At 61.3% G+C, this 17,444-nt stretch carries 19 protein-coding genes; 7 read left to right on the forward strand and 12 right to left on the reverse strand.

The features are described 5' to 3' along the window. Positions 1-120 precede the first annotated feature (120 nt). On the reverse strand, positions 121-753 hold the full coding sequence (locus tag NW862_RS02480) for a DUF4384 domain-containing protein (protein ID WP_414334257.1): 633 nt from the start codon (positions 751-753) through the stop codon (positions 121-123). Between the two features lie 258 nt (positions 754-1,011). Between NW862_RS02480 and NW862_RS02485 the strand changes: the two genes are divergently transcribed. Beyond that, positions 1,012-1,449: a tetratricopeptide repeat protein gene (locus NW862_RS02485; RefSeq protein ID WP_414334259.1), complete on the forward strand. Its 438-nt coding sequence runs from the start codon at positions 1,012-1,014 to the stop codon at positions 1,447-1,449. On the opposite strand, the gene NW862_RS02490 is transcribed toward NW862_RS02485, so the two are convergent. The 5 genes from NW862_RS02490 to NW862_RS02510 all read right to left on the reverse strand — a co-directional run bounded on the left by NW862_RS02490 (position 1,430) and on the right by NW862_RS02510 (position 5,456). Then, positions 1,430-1,909, reverse strand: a complete 480-nt coding sequence (locus tag NW862_RS02490; RefSeq protein ID WP_414336722.1) for a TerB family tellurite resistance protein — start codon at positions 1,907-1,909, stop codon at positions 1,430-1,432. The two genes, NW862_RS02485 and NW862_RS02490, sit on opposite strands and share 20 nt — an antisense overlap. Before the next feature lie 230 nt (positions 1,910-2,139). Next, on the reverse strand, positions 2,140-2,415 hold the full coding sequence (locus tag NW862_RS02495; protein ID WP_414426884.1) for a BolA family protein: 276 nt from the start codon (positions 2,413-2,415) through the stop codon (positions 2,140-2,142). An 82-nt stretch (positions 2,416-2,497) separates the two neighbouring features. After that, positions 2,498-3,475, reverse strand: a complete 978-nt coding sequence (locus NW862_RS02500; RefSeq protein ID WP_414349178.1) for a DNA adenine methylase — start codon at positions 3,473-3,475, stop codon at positions 2,498-2,500. Positions 3,476-3,757: 282 nt separating this feature from the next. Continuing rightward, the gene (locus tag NW862_RS02505) at positions 3,758-5,170 is read right to left on the reverse strand and encodes an aspartate ammonia-lyase (protein WP_414368911.1); all 1,413 of its coding nucleotides are present in this window, start codon (positions 5,168-5,170) and stop codon (positions 3,758-3,760) included. 28 nt (positions 5,171-5,198) lie between these two features. Then, positions 5,199-5,456, reverse strand: coding sequence for a hypothetical protein (locus NW862_RS02510; protein ID WP_414347145.1), 258 nt, complete (start codon positions 5,454-5,456; stop codon positions 5,199-5,201). A 287-nt stretch (positions 5,457-5,743) separates the two neighbouring features. Here NW862_RS02510 and infC point away from each other — a divergent pair, with 287 nt between their 5' ends. The 4 genes from infC (at position 5,744) to raf1 (ending at position 10,131) form a co-directional block, all read left to right on the forward strand. Further along, entirely contained in the window at positions 5,744-6,301 is a 558-nt protein-coding gene (gene infC / locus NW862_RS02515) for a translation initiation factor IF-3 (RefSeq protein WP_414334268.1), read from the forward strand. A gap of 14 nt (positions 6,302-6,315) precedes the next feature. After that, positions 6,316-6,780 carry a thioredoxin-dependent thiol peroxidase gene (gene bcp / locus NW862_RS02520; protein WP_414334270.1) on the forward strand — a complete coding sequence of 155 codons (465 nt, stop codon included), beginning with the start codon at positions 6,316-6,318 and terminating at the stop codon, positions 6,778-6,780. 121 nt (positions 6,781-6,901) lie between these two features. Next, positions 6,902-8,800, forward strand: coding sequence for a serine/threonine-protein kinase (locus NW862_RS02525; protein ID WP_414336729.1), 1,899 nt, complete (start codon positions 6,902-6,904; stop codon positions 8,798-8,800). Positions 8,801-9,033: 233 nt separating this feature from the next. Next, positions 9,034-10,131 carry a RuBisCO accumulation factor 1 gene (gene raf1 / locus NW862_RS02530; protein ID WP_414334273.1) on the forward strand — a complete coding sequence of 366 codons (1,098 nt, stop codon included), beginning with the start codon at positions 9,034-9,036 and terminating at the stop codon, positions 10,129-10,131. 14 nt (positions 10,132-10,145) lie between these two features. Here raf1 and proB read toward each other — a convergent pair whose 3' ends face one another. After that, positions 10,146-11,261 (reverse strand): glutamate 5-kinase, encoded by a 1,116-nt coding sequence (proB, locus tag NW862_RS02535; protein WP_414334274.1) that lies wholly within the window; start codon positions 11,259-11,261, stop codon positions 10,146-10,148. Between the two features lie 123 nt (positions 11,262-11,384). Between proB and psb29 the strand changes: the two genes are divergently transcribed. Then, positions 11,385-12,104 carry a photosystem II biogenesis protein Psp29 gene (psb29, locus tag NW862_RS02540; RefSeq protein ID WP_414334276.1) on the forward strand — a complete coding sequence of 240 codons (720 nt, stop codon included), beginning with the start codon at positions 11,385-11,387 and terminating at the stop codon, positions 12,102-12,104. On the opposite strand, the gene NW862_RS02545 is transcribed toward psb29, so the two are convergent. Both NW862_RS02545 and NW862_RS02550 read right to left on the reverse strand, forming a co-directional pair. Further along, positions 12,101-12,805 (reverse strand): esterase/lipase family protein, encoded by a 705-nt coding sequence (locus NW862_RS02545; protein ID WP_414334277.1) that lies wholly within the window; start codon positions 12,803-12,805, stop codon positions 12,101-12,103. The two genes, psb29 and NW862_RS02545, sit on opposite strands and share 4 nt — an antisense overlap. 3 nt (positions 12,806-12,808) lie before the next feature. Continuing rightward, positions 12,809-13,333 (reverse strand): GNAT family N-acetyltransferase, encoded by a 525-nt coding sequence (locus NW862_RS02550; protein WP_414334279.1) that lies wholly within the window; start codon positions 13,331-13,333, stop codon positions 12,809-12,811. A 161-nt stretch (positions 13,334-13,494) separates the two neighbouring features. Here NW862_RS02550 and NW862_RS02555 point away from each other — a divergent pair, with 161 nt between their 5' ends. Further along, positions 13,495-14,214: a DUF554 domain-containing protein gene (locus NW862_RS02555; protein ID WP_414334281.1), complete on the forward strand. Its 720-nt coding sequence runs from the start codon at positions 13,495-13,497 to the stop codon at positions 14,212-14,214. Positions 14,215-14,514: 300 nt separating this feature from the next. On the opposite strand, the gene aroQ is transcribed toward NW862_RS02555, so the two are convergent. From aroQ to NW862_RS02570, 3 genes are all read right to left on the reverse strand, one after another. Continuing rightward, positions 14,515-15,012 carry a type II 3-dehydroquinate dehydratase gene (gene aroQ, locus NW862_RS02560; RefSeq protein ID WP_414335700.1) on the reverse strand — a complete coding sequence of 166 codons (498 nt, stop codon included), beginning with the start codon at positions 15,010-15,012 and terminating at the stop codon, positions 14,515-14,517. After that, complete coding sequence (locus NW862_RS02565) at positions 14,990-15,121, reverse strand: hypothetical protein (RefSeq protein WP_414335702.1); 132 nt, start codon at positions 15,119-15,121, stop codon at positions 14,990-14,992. Before NW862_RS02565 ends, aroQ begins: the two co-directional genes overlap by 23 nt. A gap of 112 nt (positions 15,122-15,233) precedes the next feature. After that, a complete protein-coding gene (locus NW862_RS02570) occupies positions 15,234-17,183 on the reverse strand; it encodes an acetate--CoA ligase family protein (protein WP_414335703.1) in 1,950 nt (649 codons plus the stop codon). Positions 17,184-17,444 lie beyond the last annotated feature (261 nt).

Below are 17,444 nucleotides of genomic sequence, written 5' to 3' on the forward strand. Positions count from 1 at the left end.
CGGCTGACCCAAGACCGCAAGAGAGAAACGTAGCCGAGGCTACGTTTGCCTGCCTTCATTGTGACAGATGAAGCTGCTTTTTGGACAACCTCGGTCCTGGCGGATGGATCCTGTCTTGGGCTAGCGGGGGGCCACTCGATAAAATCGTGTGGTCGTCACCCACTGGTCGGAAGGGATCCCTTCGACGACAATGGCGCGGGCGATGGCACTGCCCAATTGGGATCCCCGCACCCGCACATCGGCAAAGGAGCCACTCTGCTCAAAAGAGGCGATCTCCTGGAAGTTCAGCGGACGGGGAGAGGCTACGGCCAACACCTGGGCTTGGCCGAAAGGTGGAGCGATGGTCAACCGGTAGCTGGCCCCCGGCGGTGGAAAGGTACGCACTTCTCCGGCCCGCAGAAACTCGTTCCCGCCGGAAAAGCGGTTGGGCAAAATCAGATGGGTGCGGCCATCGGCTTGGATGCTGAACAGATAGACGTAGGCATCGCGGTTGGTGCTCAGGGTAATGGCAATCGGTTCTCCAGGCCGGTAGATGGGGTTCGACCCGCGCCGATCCAGCTCCAAATTGACCTGCAAGTCAGAAGGAACGGGGTTGACGATGATGGAGCGGGTGCCAATCTCCAACTGAGCAGTGTCGGCCAGTTGCAGCCTTTGCAAGGGGGGGTAAATGCCCAAGGTTTGCGGAAAAACAGCGGTGGCCGGAGCTACAGACAACCCCAGAGCCAAGGGTAGGAAAAGCAGTTTGGCGTTCATTGTTCAACACCGGATCAAGGGTTATGTTCATCCTAGGAACGGGCCCAGGTGGAGCGGCTCAGGCTTTGCGCAATCTCCAATCTCCTGCCGCGGCAGTTTCTCCTACTGCAGATGGCATCACCGAGGGGAAAAAAACGCTGCAGCGGCGAGGGCACGGCTCCCTTCTCGGCATCTGGAGGAACGTAGCTGAGAAGGGCTAAGCTGCAAATAAGGGATCCCTTCCTCGCGCCAGATTCCAAGTCAACCCCCAACCGGCTTATGGCTCACGACAGCTACCAAGAGGGCATCGCGGCGGTACAAGCGGGAGATTTCCAGTCGGCCATGCGGGCGTTTCGGCAAGCAGTTGCTGCCGACCCAACCCACACCGAAGCTCGGTACAAGCTGGCCTGGGTGCTGGGTATGAGCGGCTACCTGGATCCGGCCTTGGCAGAGCTGGAAGCCGTTTTGGCGGCAGATCCCAACCATGTGGCAGCCCATTACAATCGAGGGGCCCTCCTGTTGCAAAAGGCCCAACTGGAAGCAGATGAGGATGGCCAAATCGAGCTATCCGTTCTGCAGCAGGCGGAAGCAGCCTTTCAAGCGGTGATGCGCTTGGATCCCACCGATCAACGAGCCTTTGCTTTTCTCAATTTGGTCAGGCGGGCCATTCGCAACCACCAGCCGCCCACCCAGGTCTCTAGCGGCAGTGGCGGGTAAACCCCTGCACCAAGGCTTCAATCGGCGCAATGCTGGGATCCCCGAGTTCGGCCTCTGCTTCTTGAGAGACCTGTCGTACCACTTCTGGGGGCAACTGCAGCCTATCCACCAACTGCCGAAAGGCGTCCAGCTCTTCCAGATTCACCACGGGTTCTTCCGGGCTGCGGGCGCTGGCCGCAATCACCAGGTAGCCCAACTTGAGGATGAGACGCTTCTCGGCCTCATCGTTGACTTTGGACAGCACCTCTGCCAACGGGACTTGCTGCACCAAATACTGGCGGATCTCCTGCGCTAAGCTGGCCTGCTGGCCGGGATGCGAAGCAAAATGCCGCGAGAGTTGCTGGGCGATGAGCTCCACTTCCGCAACCTCCAGCGCGCCATCAGACCAGGCCATCGCGGTGACAGCTCGCAGCAGATTCATTTGCTTGGGGGTAATGCCGGGCGGGGATGGAGTGGGCATATATCCTCCTGGGGTGGCTCATCTGCCAGTTTAGAAGCGGATCCCAGACCATTTCGGTTAAGTTTGGTGTCTGCTCGATGGCTCTTTCCAACCCGATTCAGACACTCACTTCCTGCTTCACCCCGGCCCCTCTCCCCAAGAGAGAGGGAAGCGCTTGGGCGTCCTACCAGTCGCATGCTCTGTGTAGCCCAAGGCGCAGGGGCAACGCATCGGAGAATGAGTCTCTTGGCTCAATCAGCCGGTGAACCCGAATCTAGCCCGCGGAACTGCTCCCACTGAGCGGGGGTAAAGGTGCGCAGAGCCAAAGCATGGAGGCGGCCATCCTGTAAATAGGTTTTCAAGGCCTCATTCACCAGCCGATGCTGCTTGATCAGGGGCAGGCCCTGAAATTGCTCGGCCACTACAATGGCCTGAAAGTGGCTGCCATCGCCGACAGTGTCTTCCACCTGCACCCTTGCGCCGGGCAGGGCAGCCTGTAGCAACGCCTCGATTTCTCGTGGATCCATGCGCTGTTGTCCCCATGGTCTGTTCAAATGTGTGCCGGAGCTCAAGATCCCGTTTCGGATCTCAACCTGCTCATCCATCACCCTAGACGCTTCTGGGGTAAAACGGGATCCCTTCCTCTGCTCTGCAGGTGGGATGGCTCAGAACCAGAACCTCGGTGATGGGACCGCGTTTGTGGCCCTGGCAGTTGATGGCACGGCTGGCAACGATGGTTTGGATGGGGTAATCCCGGTACAGCTCCCGCACAAAGGGGCAATCGGAATTGGAGAGCAGCACCTGCACCCCTCGGTCGGCCAACGTCCCAAATACCTCTCGCAGGCGGATTTGTTCGGTTTCGCCAAACGCAAACCGGCTGTAGGCGGTGAAGCTGCTGCTGGCAGACAGCGGATGGTAAGGAGGATCCAGATAGACAAAATCTCCGGGTTCGGCCCGTTCCAGCACCTGCCAAAACGGCTGCACCGCGATCTCTACGCCCTGTAAAACTCGTGCCACGGCCCGCAGGTTCTCCGCGTCGCAAATGCGGGGATGACGGTAACGGCCCAGAGGGACATTAAACTCTCCCCGCGAGTTTTCCCGGTAGAGGCCGTTGAAACAGGTTTTGTTTAGGTAAATCAGCCGTGCCGCCCGTTGCACCGGATCCGCAAAACGAGTTGCGCGGATCGTGTAGTAGTGCTCCCGGCTGTGGTGGGCTTGGTGGTGGCTGAGCAGAGCAATGATCTCCTCCACCCGATCCCGCAGGCAGCAATATACATTCACCAGCTCAGGGTTGATATCCGACAACACAAAGCGCCGCGGGATCCCTTGGGCCAGATGAAAAAAGACCGCTCCACCCCCCAAAAAGGGCTCGTGATAGGTGTTCCAGTTGCGCGGGAAAAAGGGTTCGTATTGGCTGAGCAGTTGCCCTTTCCCCCCTGCCCATTTTAGGAAGGGACGCGCTCGAACGGCTGGTGCTGCCGGGGCGGGGTTTGGACTCCCGCGTTCTTCCCAACGCAAAGCCCCGCCTTTGCTCGGGCTGAGGCCGTGAACGGGCGGACAAGGGTAGGAAGGTATCTGGCCGTTCATTGGTGTTTACTTTTTTACCTTCTAAGTGCTCCGCGCTGCTAGCGCCCTCACCCCCGGCCCCTCTCCCGGAGGGGGTCAGCCCTCACCCCCGGCCCCTCTCCCGGAGGGAGAGGGGAGTTAGGGGTAGCGCTCCGCCTCGCCAGTGCGTTCGCGGCGGCGTTGCGTAGCAATAACGACGTAGAGAAACGTTTCATTGACTACAAAACCTGAGGTGTTGGGCAAATGATGCTGGGCGGGGGGTAACGGTTCTGGGAGCAGTATTCCCTCTCTGCAGTGAATGGGCTAGGACTGCATTTGGCTCATCGCCTCTAGGTCCAACACTTTGGCCACCTGTTCCGGGCTCATCAAGTTGCGCTCCAACAGGATTTGGCGGATGGGTTTGCCGGTTTCCAGGGAGAGCTTGGCTATCTCTGCCGCCTGCAAATAGCCAATGTAGGGGTTGAGGGCGGTCACCAGAGCGAGAGTTCCTTCCGCATAGCTGCGGCACCGCTCCGGGTAGGGGATGATGCCTTGAATGCAGCGCTCGGCGAAGACCCGCAGGCTGTTGTTCAAGATCTGCAGGCTGTGCAGAAGGTCGTAGGCGATGAGGGGCATCATCACGTTCAGCTCAAATTGCCCCGCCTGAGCACAGAGGGTGATGGCGGTGTCCAGCCCGATCACCTGGAAGCAGACCATGTTCAGCATCTCGGCCAGCACCGGGTTGTACTTGCCGGGCATGATGGAGGAGCCGGGCTGCACCGGCGGCAGTTGAATCTCCTTGAGGCCGGTCTTGGGGCCGGAATCCATCAGCCGCAGGTCATTGGCCAGTTTGATGCCGTCCTGGGCCAGGTTGCGCAGGGATCCCGACAGGTGCACAAAGGGGGCCATGCTCTGCATCGCTGCCATGGGATGGGGAGCCGGGGTGAGGGGCAACTGGGTGTAATCCGCCAGCCGCTGCACCACCTGTTGTCGGTACTGGGGGGGGGTGTTGAGGCCGGTGCCGACCGCGCTGCCCCCCAACCCTAAGCTGCACAGAGCCTGGCTGGCCTCCTCGATCCAGCGGCGGTGCTGGGCAAAGATGGCCGCATAGGCCCCAAAGCTGTCCCCCAGCCTTACAGGGACAGCATCCTGTAAATGGGTGCGACCGGCTTTGAGGATGCCGCGAAACTCTTGGGCCTTCTGCTCCAGTGCCGCCACCAGGTTGTCCAGTGTGACCAACAGATCCCGCCGCACCCGCGACAGGGCGGCCAGGCGGATGGCGGTGGGGATCACGTCGTTGGTGGACTGGCCGTAGTTGACGTGGTCGTTGGGGCTGACCCGCTCGTAGCGTCCCTTGGGCTCCCCCAGGATCTCCAAAGCCCGGTTGGCCAGCACCTCGTTCACATTCATGTGGTGAGAGGTGCCCGCCCCCGCCTGGTACACATCCACCACAAATTGATCCCGCAGAGATCCCTGGAGGATCTCGTCTGCTGCTTGGACAATCGCCTTGGCCACCTCTGCCGGAATGCAGCCCAGCTCGCCGTTGACTTCAGCCGCCGCCTTTTTGATCAGCACACAGGCTTCCACGTACTCTGGCAGAGGCCTGAGGCCGCTGATGGGAAAGTTCTCCAGGGCGCGGGCGGTTTGGATGCCGTAGTAAACCGATTGGGGCAGTTGTCGCTCCCCCATCGAGTCTCGTTCGCTGCGCACTTGCGGCGGAGTAGTCTCTGGAACCATGGCCGGATGATGTTTGGGGGCCGCCGCTTCAGCCGGCAGCTTTTGGGGAAGGCTCCTGCAGGGATCCCTTTTCCTGGAGGGCGGCCAACTGTTGGCCGATGCGCTCGTTGTTTTCCGCCAAAACCAGTACCATGGCCGCGCAGGCCAGATGGACTCCGGCCCGAAATTCCGCCGAAGACTTGTACTGGATCAGCGCCTCGCTATCCCCCTCCCGCGGGCTCAAGATGAGCTGAACCGACTTCTGGGCCAGGTCTTTTAGTTCCCGTTCCGTTAAACCCAGTTGCACCGCTTTTGCCCTCCCTGCTGGCCGACAAACAACCCTCGATCCCGTCCGGATCGCTGCTTTGGTTATCCTACCGCGGAACCTGACCGGATCCCAGGTGAGCGAGCCTTGACAACTCTTGACAGCTCTAGAAGGAGATAGAAAATGCCAGCTAGTATAGGTGCAGCATGCCTTGGCCGGCGGGCCGACAGCCGCTTGGAGAGTTCAAGTCTGTGGGTCGGCGCCGCCCAAAAGGCGTCTGCTTCTTTTGGCATTTGTCTTTGTCCTGCGTTCCGTTCAGAGAGGAAAACTTGTCCGTAGAGCGTCCACTTGACCGCTTTCCCCGCAAGCAGCGTGCAGAGCTGCCGGCCATCAACGAGCGCATCCGCTTCCCCAAAATCCGCCTCATCGATACCGACGGCACCCAGTTGGGGATCATGAGCCCGCGCGAAGCCCTGCGCCTGGCCGAAGAAAAAGACCTAGACCTGGTCTTGGTGAGCGACAAAGCGGATCCCCCCGTCTGCCGCATCATGGACTACGGCAAGTTCAAGTTTGAGAAGGAGAAAAAAGAGCGGGAGGCCCGCAAAAAACAACACACTGCCGAGATCAAGGAAGTGAAGTTTCGCTACAACATCGGCGAGCACGACTACCACGTGCGCCTGCGCAGCGCCCAACAGTTCTTGGGGGATGGAGACAAGGTGAAAGCCACGGTGATGTTTCGCGGTCGCGAGGCCCAGCACGCCGAGTTGGGGGAAGAACTGCTGCAGCGCTTGTTCAAAGACCTAGAAGGCGTAGCGGAAATGCAGCAGCCTCCCCAAAAGGAAGGGCGCAACATCACGATGATCCTCTCCCCGAAAAAATCCACCTGAGGAGGGATCCCGCCATGCCTCTTGCTGTTGGGGATCCCGCGCCGGAGTTCACCTTGCCCGATGCCGAGGGCAACTTGATCAGCTTGAGCCAGTTGCGGGGCCGGCGGGTGGTGCTCTATTTTTACCCGCGGGACAACACCCCCGGCTGCACCCAAGAAGCCTGTGGCTTTCGGGATGCCTACGCCGAGTATCAGGCCCAGGGGATCCACATCTTGGGGGTGAGCGCCGACGATGCCCGTTCCCACCAAAAATTTGCCCAAAAGCTGCAACTGCCTTTTCCGCTGTTGGTGGACGAGGGGGCCAAGGTGGCCACCGCCTACGGCGTCTATGGCCCGAAAAAGTTCATGGGCAAAGTCTATAACGGCATCCACCGCACCACCTTTGTCATCGATCCGGAGGGGAAGATCGAGGCCGTCATCACCAAGGTCAAAGTGGAGACCCACGCGGCGGAGCTGCTCCAGCAGTTGACCGGCTCCTAGTCTCTCCGTTGGTGGGTGCAGGGGGAGCAGCCCTGTCGGCAAAGGTGCCGAGATTAGGACAAGAAGAGAGCGGGCAGGGGATATAACGATACAAAGTGCCGGTATGGATTCCCCTGGGGCCGTGTCCCGACGCACCCGTACCACCAAGTCCATTCACGAGAGCTACCAAATTTTGGGTCTGGCTGGCCAAGGTCAGTATGGGCGCGTGTTTTGCGCCCGGCCCCGCCAAGGGGGGGAGCTGGTGGCCCTCAAGGAGCTGCCGGCGGAGCGTTTCCCCACCCCCAACCTGCTGCGGGAGCTGCGCTACTTGCTGACGTTGAACCATCCCAATATCACCCGCTGCTACGCCCTCGAACATGCCCGCGAGGGGCGGTATTTGGTGTTGGAGTACTGCGAGGGGGGCACCCTGCGGGAGCTGATCGACCAGGTGGAGCGGGGGCTGTGGCTGCCGGTCAAGCAGGTTTTGGGCTTTGTGGATCAGATCTTGGCCGGGCTGGATCATGCCCATCGCCAGGGGGTGATCCACTGCGATGTGAAGCCGGAGAACATTTTGCTCAAGCCCACACCCCAGGGCTGGCAACTGAAGCTGACGGACTTTGGCATCGCCCGCCACCCCCAACCTGCCCCCGGCGAGATCGCCGCCACCGGCTCGCCGGCCTACATGGCGCCAGAGCGGTTCTACGGCCAGTTTGGCCCCGCTTCTGACCTCTACGCGGTGGGGATCATCCTCCTGGAGCTGTTGACGGGTCAGCGGCCCTTTTCCGGCTCCCCCAGCCAGTTGATGCACGCCCACCTCAACCAGCCGTTTGTCTGCCCAGAAGGGATCCCGGCCCCGCTGCAGGAACTGCTGGAGATCACGTTGCGCAAATTGCCCTTGCGGCGGTTTCGCACGGCGGCGCAGATGCGCTCAGCTCTGGCGGTGTTTGCTCAGGAGTGGCAGGAGCCGGCCAGTTGTTGGGTTGGCCCGCACCTGTCCAGGCGATCCCCCCCCGGCCTGCAGGTCTGGGATCTGCCGGATCCGGGTTTTGTGGGCGGTGGCGGGATGGAGTCCCCGCCTGAGCAAAAGTTCTACATCTGCGAGGATCCCAGTGGCTGCCGTTCCCCGCTGCTGTTGCGAGTGACCTCCCAGAAGCTGGAGTGGCTGGAGCTGCAGACCCTTGCCTCAGGAGCGCCGCCTCTGGCCTGTTTCTCCTTGGCCGAACCGTTGCGGCAAGTGCTGCCTTTGCCGAGCTTCCCGGAGGCTTTGGCTTTTTCCAAAAGCAGCCTTTTGCACCTGAGTCCCGCGCGCATCCGTACCCTGCTGAGTTTTGCGGAGGATTGGCAGGCCACCTGGCTGGCAAAGCGGCAGGAGTTGGTCTGGGCCACCGCCCAAGAGCTGGGGGCTGTGCAGTGGCAGCCGACCGGGCCCCAGCCTTTCCCCGATTCCCATCGCTACTTTCGTTGGCCTGGCCCGCAGCCGGCTGGGACGGGATCCCTGCCCCGCTTGCTGGCCCTCTCGGATTATCTGGTTTTGCTGACCGGTGCGGGGCGGCAGTGGGTGCAGATGAGCCTTGTGCCTTATCCCACCGGCTTGCCTTTGCAGCCGGGATCCCAGCCGCTGCGCTATCGCCTACCCCTGGATCCCCAAGGGATGGCGGTCAGCCTGGGGGAACGGCTGCTCTTTGCGGCCCAGCAGGGTTGCTGCCCCTACCTCGACTCGGTACAGGTGAATCCGCTGCGGGTGCGCCGCTGGTTTTTGAGAGGGTGGCCTGTCCAGATGGTCCAAGCCCCTTGGGGTCTGCTGCTGCTGTGTCGGGAGGGAGAAGAGTTCTCGTCCCTCTGGCTGTACGGCGAAGGGGGGGATCCCTTGGCCCAGGTGGCCGTGCCCGTCGGATCTGAAGTGTTGCAGGTGGGGCAAAAGGGGCTGGTCTGGCTGCAGGTGCTGACAGCCGGGCAGTCACAGCGCTTCCAGCTTTGGCAATTGGATCTCAACCAGTTGCCTGTGGATGGCCATACTGCCGAGGTGATCCCCTTGGAGTGAACGACTCCCGACACTCATCTTCGTTGAGTAAACACAATTCACCAATACAGTGCCGGGCTTCCCGCCGATTAAGCTAAAGACAGGACAGCCAACCCGGCACAAGGAAAATTCTTAAAAAAATTCTTGAGGTCGTCTTTTAGATCGTATTTTGGCCTCGGCCTGCCCAACTCCCGACGGTAGTGAGTTTTGTATTGCGCTGATCGTGTTGATGTTGTTGTGGAGGACGTCTTGCCATGGGTCAACATCTGCCAGAACCCTCTGCCCTGGGGGAGGATCCCAGCTTGTTGGTGGAGCGGCTGCGACGCAAAGAGGGCCGTTGGCTGGATTGGGCCAAGGCCTGCCAAAGCTTGCAGCAACAGAAAATGACTCCCCAGGCCATCTTTGAGGCGACTGGGCTTGAGCCCGCCCAGCAAAATCAGATCATCGTCGCCGCCCAGGTTTACGAGGGGATGGCCAAAGCCGGCGCCAGCCCGGCGGTTCTGGAGCATTTTGCCCACCGAGGCAGCGATATCCTCTACGAGCTGCGCATCCTCTCGCCACAGGATCGGGTTCGGGTGGCGGAATTCGTCCTCAACCGCCATTTGAATGTCGATGAAGCTCATGAGATCGCCCGTGCCGTGAAAAATTACGCCCAACTGCAACGGCTTCCGGACGGGTTTACGGATCACCCCGGCGATGCGGTGGCCTATCAAGCCTGGAGAACGGCCCAGCAAACCCGCGATCTGCAGGAGCGCACTCGGGCTATCGGTCGAGCGTTTCGGTATGTCCATAGCGATACAGCCCGCCAGCAGGTGGAGCAGCTCCTATCCACGGTTGCTGCCAGCTCCCGACCCCAACGCAGCGTTTTGCCCAAGCTGTCTGTGTTTCGCCTGGAAGAAGATCTGCCGCGCCTGCTGCCGGTGGCCGGATCCCTGCCCCTGGCGACCGACATCTGGGAACAGATCCCTGCCGGCGAGCCCCAAGGGCCTTTTGGCTGGGTCACCAGCCCGGCGGAGCAGACTTGGATGGCCTTGCCCGCTTGGCCGGTGATGCAAAAGGCCGGGGATCCGGTCGTCCTACCAGTAGAAAACGGGCTGCTGGGATCCCTGTTGGGCTTGCCGGTGGCCCCTGAGGAAGAACGGGATCCGGTCTTGCTGGTGGTGGATCGCGCTGTTCGGGTTTGGGAAGGAACGGCGGGATTTTTCCTGCTGGATCGGGCTGGACTGGTGGCAGTGGAGTGGATTGAGGATTCACCCTCCTCTCCCCTGTTGGGCCAGGTGCTGCTGGCCGTGCGCCCACCGCGGGTTTTCGATGAGGAGCTGGCTCAGGATCCCTGGCAGTTGGAAGAATAGGCCATCGCAGTGGCCTAGTTGAGCAGAGCCAAGTTATCCCGATGCACAGCGGTATCGACCCCCTCGTAGCCCAGAATGTGAGGGATCTCGGCAGTTTTTTTGCCCTTGATCTGCCGCAGTTCTGCGGCGCTGTAGTTCACCAGACCCCGTGCCACCTCCTGACCGCTGGGATCGCACAGGCGCACGGCGGCCCCCGCCTCAAATTCCCCAGAAACGGCCGTGATCCCTGCCGGCAGCAGCGAACGTCCTTGCTGGCACACCGCCCGTACCGCCCCCTCATCCAAAGTCAAAGATCCCTCGGGGATGAGGCCATAGGCAATCCATCGCTTGCGGGCGCTGGCGGGCTGGGGAGCCGGATCAAAGCGGGTGCCGATGGCCTCGCCGGCCAGAATGGCCGGGATCTGCTCAGGCCGTTTGCCGTTGGTGATCACCACCGTGACGCCTGCGGCTGTAGCAATTTGAGCAGCGGTTAGCTTGGTGGCCATGCCGCCGGTGCCCCAGCCGCTTTTTCCCTGGGCTTCGGCCTTCACCTGGAGAGGGATCCCGGGCAACACCCGCTCGATGGGCTCAGCAGACGGATCCCGGTTGGGGTCAGCCGAATAGAGCTTGTCCACATCGGTGAGCAAGATGAGCCACTTGGCCTGCACCATGCTGGCCACCAACGCCGAAAGCGAGTCGTTGTCGCCGAATTTCAGCTCCTCCACTGCCACGGTGTCGTTTTCGTTGACGATGGGGATAACCCCCATCTGCAGCAGTTGGGCAAACGTGCGATTGGCGTTCACGTAGCGGCTGCGCTCCACCAGATCGCCGCGGGTGAGCAAAACTTGGGCAATCGGCTGGTTGAGAGCCGAGAAGAGGTCATCGTAAAGGCGGATCAGCCGTCCCTGCCCCACCGCAGCCACCGCCTGCTTTTCGGCAATGGCCGTCGGTCGTTGCCGCCAGCCCAGGCGAGCACAACCTACCCCCACCGCTCCGGAGGAGACCAAGATCACCGCGTACCCCTGCCTGCGCAAGTGGGTTAGTACCTCCACCAGCGGCCCCAGCACCGAAAGGCGCAACAGGCCGGTTTGCGTGTCCGTCAGGCTGGAGGTGCCGATCTTCACCACCACCGTCACGTCTGTTGTTGCCATCCCCCTCCTCAACCCATCCCTATCTCACCATAGCGGAGGGCCATCGCTTGCCCTCAGAGTCACCACAGGCGAGAATAAAAACAGTCGAGAAAGCCATCCTCAAGCTCATCTTTCTGTCTGCCTGTGAATCCTGTTCGCACCCTCGCCGCCACCAAAGCGACCTTTTTCAGCGCCTACCCTCGCCCGATCAACGCCGTCTATCGGCGGGTGGTGGAAGAGTTGCTGGTGGAGCTGCACCTGACCACCGTCAACAGTGCCTTCACCTACGACCCGTTTTTTGCTTTGGGGCTGGTCACCCTCTACGACGGGCTGATGGAAGCTTACCACCCCCCTGAACAGCGAGAGGCCATTTTCAACGCCCTCTGTAAGGCTCTCCACCTCAAGCCGGAGGTGTTGCGCAAGAATGCCTGCGATCTGCTCGAGTTGATGCGCAGCGGGGATCCACGCCAAAGACTGGATCTCCTTTGTCTCAAACCGGGGGCGGAAGATGTGGGCGGGTTGAAAGCCATTTTGGAGCGCATGACCCAGCCTCCCTATGCCTACAGCCGGGTTTTGGCGGTTGGCCTTTACACAGCCTATGAAGTTGTAGCCAAGTCCCTTTTCAAAGAACCGGAAGAGCGCACCCGTCGCTTTTTGGAGGATGTGGTGGGCAAGCTGCCCTTCTCGGCAGAGCGGGTGAAAAAAGATCTGGAGCTCTACCGCAGCAGCTTGGATCGCATGAAGCAGGCGCGGGCCATTGTCGAAGAAATGGTGAAAGCCGCCCGACGCCAGCAGGAACGTCGCCAATCGACCGCCTCTTTGCCCGAGACTTCCGTTGCCGATCCCAAAGAACCCAGCAGCTAAGCCAAGTAGCCAGCCCAGGCTTCCACCACCTCGGGGGAACCGTACCAGCGCCGCCCACCTCGACCCGAATGGTAACAGTTGGGCAGGGTTAGGTTGACAGCCCCCTGTAAGTGGGCAGCCTGGATGGGGGTAATGCCGTCGCCCCACAGCTCTCCTTGGCCGGCGGTGAGCCAATAGCTGTTGTAGGCCAGCCAAGCCAGATAATGCTCTTGCCGCCACAGGGATCCCAGCTTCAACCTCTGCCCTTGGATGGCCTTGCCCGCCACACACACGTATTTGATCTGCGGCCAAAAGGCCCCCGGATAGTGGGTGTTGACAAAGTCCAAATTGCGCCTTGTCCAGCGCTCGCGGCTGGTGTGAGGGGATCCGAGGCTGATCAAGGTCGAGACGTGCTCCCGCCCCTGCCACACCTGTCCCCCATAGGGCACGGATCCCAGGTAGATGCGGGCAATCCAGCCGCCGGCGGAGTGGGCCACCAGGTTAACCCGCTCAACCCCAAACTCGGCCTGGGTGCGCCGAATGGTGGCCTGCAGAGCCCGTAAGATGGGCGTGACGGGCCTTCCCCCCAGTGTGGGAAACCAACTGCGCACCTGCAACGGCACCACCCGCGCCGCATAGCCGCGGGCCTCCAGCGCTTGGCGCAAAGGCTCGTATTCCGCCGCGCCCGCCAGATAACCGGGCAGGATCACCAGGGGAGCCATGGGCTAGCGGGGATACCAAAACATGCCTTTGATCCCCTCGGGGTCGGGGGTAAAGCCCAGCCGTTCGTAAAAGCTGACCACCCCCTGATCGGCAAAAAGGGTGATGTTGCTGATGTCTTGGGCGCGCAGCTCGTGGATTACCTTTTCCATCAGCCGCCTGCCCAGACCCCTGCCCTGGAAATCGGGATGCACCACCACATCCCAGATGGTGGCATTGAAGGCATGGTCAGATGTCGCGCGGGCAAAGCCGATGAGGCGACGATAGCTGCCCCGCTGCAGCCACATCGACACCACCAAGAAGCTGTGCTGCAGGGCTTTTTTCACTTTGTGCATGGGGCGACGCGACCAACCCACTGCATCGCAGAGTTCCTCCAGCTCGTACAGATCCAAGTTGGGATCCAAGCTGAAGAGGATAGTCTCCCCTCGGACCACTACTGTTTCCTGGCGACGGTCGGCCTTGGCTGTTTGCGCCGGCTCTTTGGTTGTAGCAGCCCCTGTTGACCCGAACAGGCCCTTCCAAAAGCTCATGTGAATCGCTGCGGAGTGAAAGCCCACCGCTGGGTTTGGGTGAGCGTGTCCCCAGTATAGCCAGGATCGGCAGCGAAAATGGCCGATCTGCCTAGGTGCTTCCGCGCAGGTTTGGGACGAGCCTTTGTTGGAGACTGAGAATGGAAAGTCTGGGCAAACCTATGGCTCCTCCCGGCACTGGCACCCTCGTCAATGCCCTGGCCATCCTGGTGGGCAGCGGCCTCGGCTGGGGCATGGGCAGCCGCCTGCCCGAACGCATGAGCCAAACCCTCTTGCAAGCGATGGGAGCCCTGGTGTTGGTCTTGGGGATCCAAATGGCTCTGACCCTCAGCAGTGCCGCCCAAACGCTAACGGTTTTGGTGGCCCTGGTGTCAGGAGCGGTGCTGGGGGAGTGGATCGACATCGAGGCCGCCTTCGAGCGGGTTGGCCAGGCCCTGGAGAAGCAGGTAAGCCGCCGGCTGGGTCCCAGCCCCATTACCCGCGCCTTTGTTGCCACCAGCATTCTGTTTGTGGTCGGCCCCATGACGTTGCTGGGATCCATCCGGGATGGCTTAGGGGATCCCTCGCTGTTGTTGGTGAAAGCGGCGTTGGATGGGATCGCCACCCTCGCCTTCGCCGCCAGCCTGGGCTGGGGCACCCTATTTTCGGCGCTGCCGGTGCTCTTGGTGCAGGGGGGAGTGGCCTTGTTGGCGCGGCAGTTGCAGCCGCTGTTGCGCCCAGACCTGATGGCGGCCCTAGAGGCCACCGGTGGGATCCTGATCTTGAGCATTGGCCTGAACCTGCTCGGCCTGGCCCGCCTGCGGGTGGCCAACCTGCTACCGGCTCTGTTGATCGTGGAGCTGCTGGTGGGGTTTTTCCCCGTTTGGGATCTCCGTTTCTAGTTTTCCCGGTCGGCGCTATTCCTACGCAACGCTGTCGCGAACGCGCCGCTCTAACTCCCCTCTCCCTCAGGGAGAGGGGCCGGGGGTGAGGGTGACCTCAGGGAGAGGGGTTGGGGGTGAGGGCAAAGTGTCTTAATCTTGTTTGAAGCGGCTACATCACAAATGGCCTCACCGCTATACCCAGATGTCGGGCAAGGAGTTGGAGCTGGGGGATCCCAAACCCCAGAGCTGGCCGAGCTAAGCAGTGTGGCCTGCTGGATCGGCACAGCCGTGCAAGCGTTGCCGGACAGTTGCGGGCACCTACGCCGATTGCAGGCGCAGGTGCTGCACCAGAGCTTGTAATCCCAACAGATAGCTTTGCGCCCCAAAACCGCTGATTTGCCCAACCGCTACGGCGGCAATGTAGGAGTGCTGCCGGAAGGACTCGCGGCGGTGGATGTTGCTCAGGTGAACTTCCACGGTGGGCAGTCCCACGGCGGCAATGGCATCTCGGAGGGCAATGCTGGTGTGGGTGTAGGCGCCGGGGTTGATCAAAATACCGGCATGGCGCTGGCGCGCGTGGTGAATGGCATCGATGAGCACCCCTTCATGGTTGGACTGCAGAATTTCCAATCTTGCCCCCAGCCTTTCTGCCTGCTGATGCAGAGCCTGATCGAGCTGCTCCAAGGATACCGAGCCGTAAATGCCCACCTCGCGCACTCCCAGCAGGTTGAGGTTGGGGCCGTGCAACACCAGCAGGCTCAGGGTCTCGCCGCCGGTGGCAATGGCAGTCGGATTAACGACGACGATGGGATCCATTTTCTACCGGAATGGGTGCCGGTTGGGGCTGAGGATGGCCTAGCAGGGTATCGATCACCCGTTCTACCCATTCGCGGAGCTTTTCCAGGACTTTTTCTACCCAATCCATCCGACCTGCCTCTTGCGGTTTTACCAAGGTAGCCTACTCATTGGACTTCTATGATAGCGTTTCTTGCCGAGGGGTGCAGGGTTAGCCTTTTTCCCAACAGGGATCCCTCGCCTCAGCCAGACCAGTTCTTCAGCATCTGGCTGAGGGTTCTGCAGATGATCCGCAGAGTCATGGATCGCAGCAGGATCCCCATCTGCAGGTCTGTTCCTGGCAGCTCAAACCGCTCCACCTGGCCGGCCACCGTCAACGTTAGGGTGGACTCCCGTTGCAAGAACAGGGCACCGTCGGGGTTGAGCTGCCGCTTCAGGGTTTGCAGCTCTTTATCGGAGGGATCCCGCAGCACCACCAAGTCGCTGCCTTCGTAGGCCAAGCCCTCCCGCTCCAGGGTCTCTTCGTCGGCTTCTGCCAACAGCAGATCCAGGTGGGGATGGCGCAGCAGGGTTTTCACCTGGCGAAAGAGGCTGCCGTTCAGGGGCCTAAAGCTGTGGTTCAGCAGCACGCCCTCCCGACAGACGCATCCTACCCATCTGCCGGGACGGTGGGACAGAATGTGCTCCACCAGGGTGTGCGCCTCGGCCAAGGTAAGGCGGTTGAAGGTCAAAATTGGGATGCGGGCCGTCTTGGGGAACAGGTGGTCGAGGATCGCCCCTGGCACATCCACGCCCGTGCCCATCGCCGGCTTTTGGTGCATGAGCACACCCGGTGCGGCATTGATCTCGATAATGCCCAGGGATCCCTCTTTCCAGGAGCGCTCTAGGCTGGTGGCGATGACATCGATGCCCAAGCACACCAGCGAGAACTGCTGGGCAATGGTTTGGGCCAAAACCACGTTGTCGGGATGGACGGTGGCCGTGACATCGCGGCTCACCCCCCCCGCCGAAAGATTGGACACCTTGCGCAGGTAGACCGTCCGCCCCGGTTCCAGCACGCTGTCCGCCGTCAGGCCCTGCTCCGCCAGAAAGCGCTCCATCGCCTCGTCCCACTGGATCGGCCCCAGCGGAGAAGTGGGGGTATCCCAGCGGGCGGGATCCCGGTTGGCCTGCTCGATCAGTTGCCCAATGCTGCTGTGGCCATCGCCGGTTACCGAGGCCGGGCGTCGTTCTGTGGCCGCCACAAAGCGCCCGCCCACACACAACAGGCGAAAATCGCTGCCCTGCAGATGCTTTTCCAGGATCAGCCGGATCGGCTGCTCAGGGGGAATGGCTGCCACCGCTGCACTGTAGGCAAAGGCCAATTCTTCTGGGGTTTGAATGCCTGCTGTCACCCCGATCCCCTTGTGGCCGGCCACCGGCTTGAGCACCACCGGATAGCCGATTTCCTGCGCCAATGGCAAAGCCTCTGCCAAAGAAGTAACCACCTCCCCCTGGGGCACGGGGAACCCTTGCGCCGCCAGAAAGGCCTTGCAATCGTCTTTGCGGGTGGTGAAGTCAGAGTCGAGATGGCTGTCGCAGTGAAAGGTGGTGGCCACCCCTCGCACTTGGTTGCGCCCATAGCCATACTGCATGACCCCTTCATCCCACAGGTAGCAGGCAGGGATCCCGCGTTCGTGCGCAGCCCGCAAGAGGGCATAGACCGTCGGCCCGCCGTACACCGAGTCGCGAAACAGTTGCTGCAGGCGACGCATCTCCCCCTCAACGTCGAAGGGCTCCCCCTGGGCGATGGCCTCCAGCCAATCCCAGGCAAAATAGACCGCAGCACGAGTGGTACGCCCGTGCAAGGTCTGCACCGCAATGCGCACGTACTCTGGAAACGGGTGACAGCTCCACCGCTGCAAGTGCAGATCCATCTGCAGCCGGTTCACCTCCGCCACCAGCCGAGCAAACAAATGGGCATAGGAAGGATAGGATCCCTCCTGCAAGGAGGGAAAATAGGAGCAGACCTTGGACAGGTAGGCCTCAATAGGCAGCGGCTGGGGGCACTGGGTGAGGGCAAAGTCGAAGGTGAAAGCGGCTGTATCCAGGTAGGGGTTGGGGCCGAGATAATGCTTCAGGTTGAAAATGTCGAAAGCATCCGACTCGCGCGCGTTGATGCGGGGCACGCCCGCCGCCTCCTGCAAAACCATAGCCGGCCTCAAGGGAAAAAGAACACCAGCCTCAGCTCCGGGAAAACCTGACCCTCCCGGCTTAGGCCGCTTCCATTATTCCCGATCCAACCCCCCTCCCCGCAGCACAAGGGATCCCGTGCAGCCTTTCGTCATGCCGCTCCCCAACCCCCCTCTCCCAGAGGGAGAGGGGCTGGGGGTGAGGGAAGCGGCTTGGATTGACACTCCCTCCGACTGAAGTCGGGGGATTCTTACGCAGTCCACAAACGGACTCGCAAAGGC

Source organism: Synechococcus sp. H55.8, from assembly GCF_047462375.1.
Classification (GTDB): Bacteria; Cyanobacteriota; Cyanobacteriia; order Thermostichales; family Thermostichaceae; genus Thermostichus.

Bases quoted from the DNA above. Each gene is read 5' to 3' on its own strand.
- NW862_RS02485 (WP_414334259.1), top strand. From the start codon at position 1,012: ATGGCTCACGACAGCTACCAAGAGGGCATCGCGGCGGTACAAGCGGGA.
- NW862_RS02495 (WP_414426884.1), bottom strand. From the start codon at position 2,415: ATGGATCCACGAGAAATCGAGGCGTTGCTACAGGCTGCCCTGCCCGGC.
- NW862_RS02565 (WP_414335702.1), bottom strand. From the start codon at position 15,121: ATGGATTGGGTAGAAAAAGTCCTGGAAAAGCTCCGCGAATGGGTAGAA.
- bcp (WP_414334270.1), top strand. From the start codon at position 6,316: ATGCCTCTTGCTGTTGGGGATCCCGCGCCGGAGTTCACCTTGCCCGAT.
- NW862_RS02490 (WP_414336722.1), bottom strand. From the start codon at position 1,909: ATGCCCACTCCATCCCCGCCCGGCATTACCCCCAAGCAAATGAATCTG.
- proB (WP_414334274.1), bottom strand. From the start codon at position 11,261: ATGGCAACAACAGACGTGACGGTGGTGGTGAAGATCGGCACCTCCAGC.
- NW862_RS02555 (WP_414334281.1), top strand. From the start codon at position 13,495: ATGGCTCCTCCCGGCACTGGCACCCTCGTCAATGCCCTGGCCATCCTG.
- NW862_RS02550 (WP_414334279.1), bottom strand. From the start codon at position 13,333: ATGAGCTTTTGGAAGGGCCTGTTCGGGTCAACAGGGGCTGCTACAACC.
- raf1 (WP_414334273.1), top strand. From the start codon at position 9,034: ATGGGTCAACATCTGCCAGAACCCTCTGCCCTGGGGGAGGATCCCAGC.
- aroQ (WP_414335700.1), bottom strand. From the start codon at position 15,012: ATGGATCCCATCGTCGTCGTTAATCCGACTGCCATTGCCACCGGCGGC.
- NW862_RS02545 (WP_414334277.1), bottom strand. From the start codon at position 12,805: ATGGCTCCCCTGGTGATCCTGCCCGGTTATCTGGCGGGCGCGGCGGAA.
- NW862_RS02570 (WP_414335703.1), bottom strand. From the start codon at position 17,183: ATGGTTTTGCAGGAGGCGGCGGGCGTGCCCCGCATCAACGCGCGCGAG.
- NW862_RS02480 (WP_414334257.1), bottom strand. From the start codon at position 753: ATGAACGCCAAACTGCTTTTCCTACCCTTGGCTCTGGGGTTGTCTGTA.
- NW862_RS02500 (WP_414349178.1), bottom strand. From the start codon at position 3,475: ATGAACGGCCAGATACCTTCCTACCCTTGTCCGCCCGTTCACGGCCTC.
- NW862_RS02505 (WP_414368911.1), bottom strand. From the start codon at position 5,170: ATGGTTCCAGAGACTACTCCGCCGCAAGTGCGCAGCGAACGAGACTCG.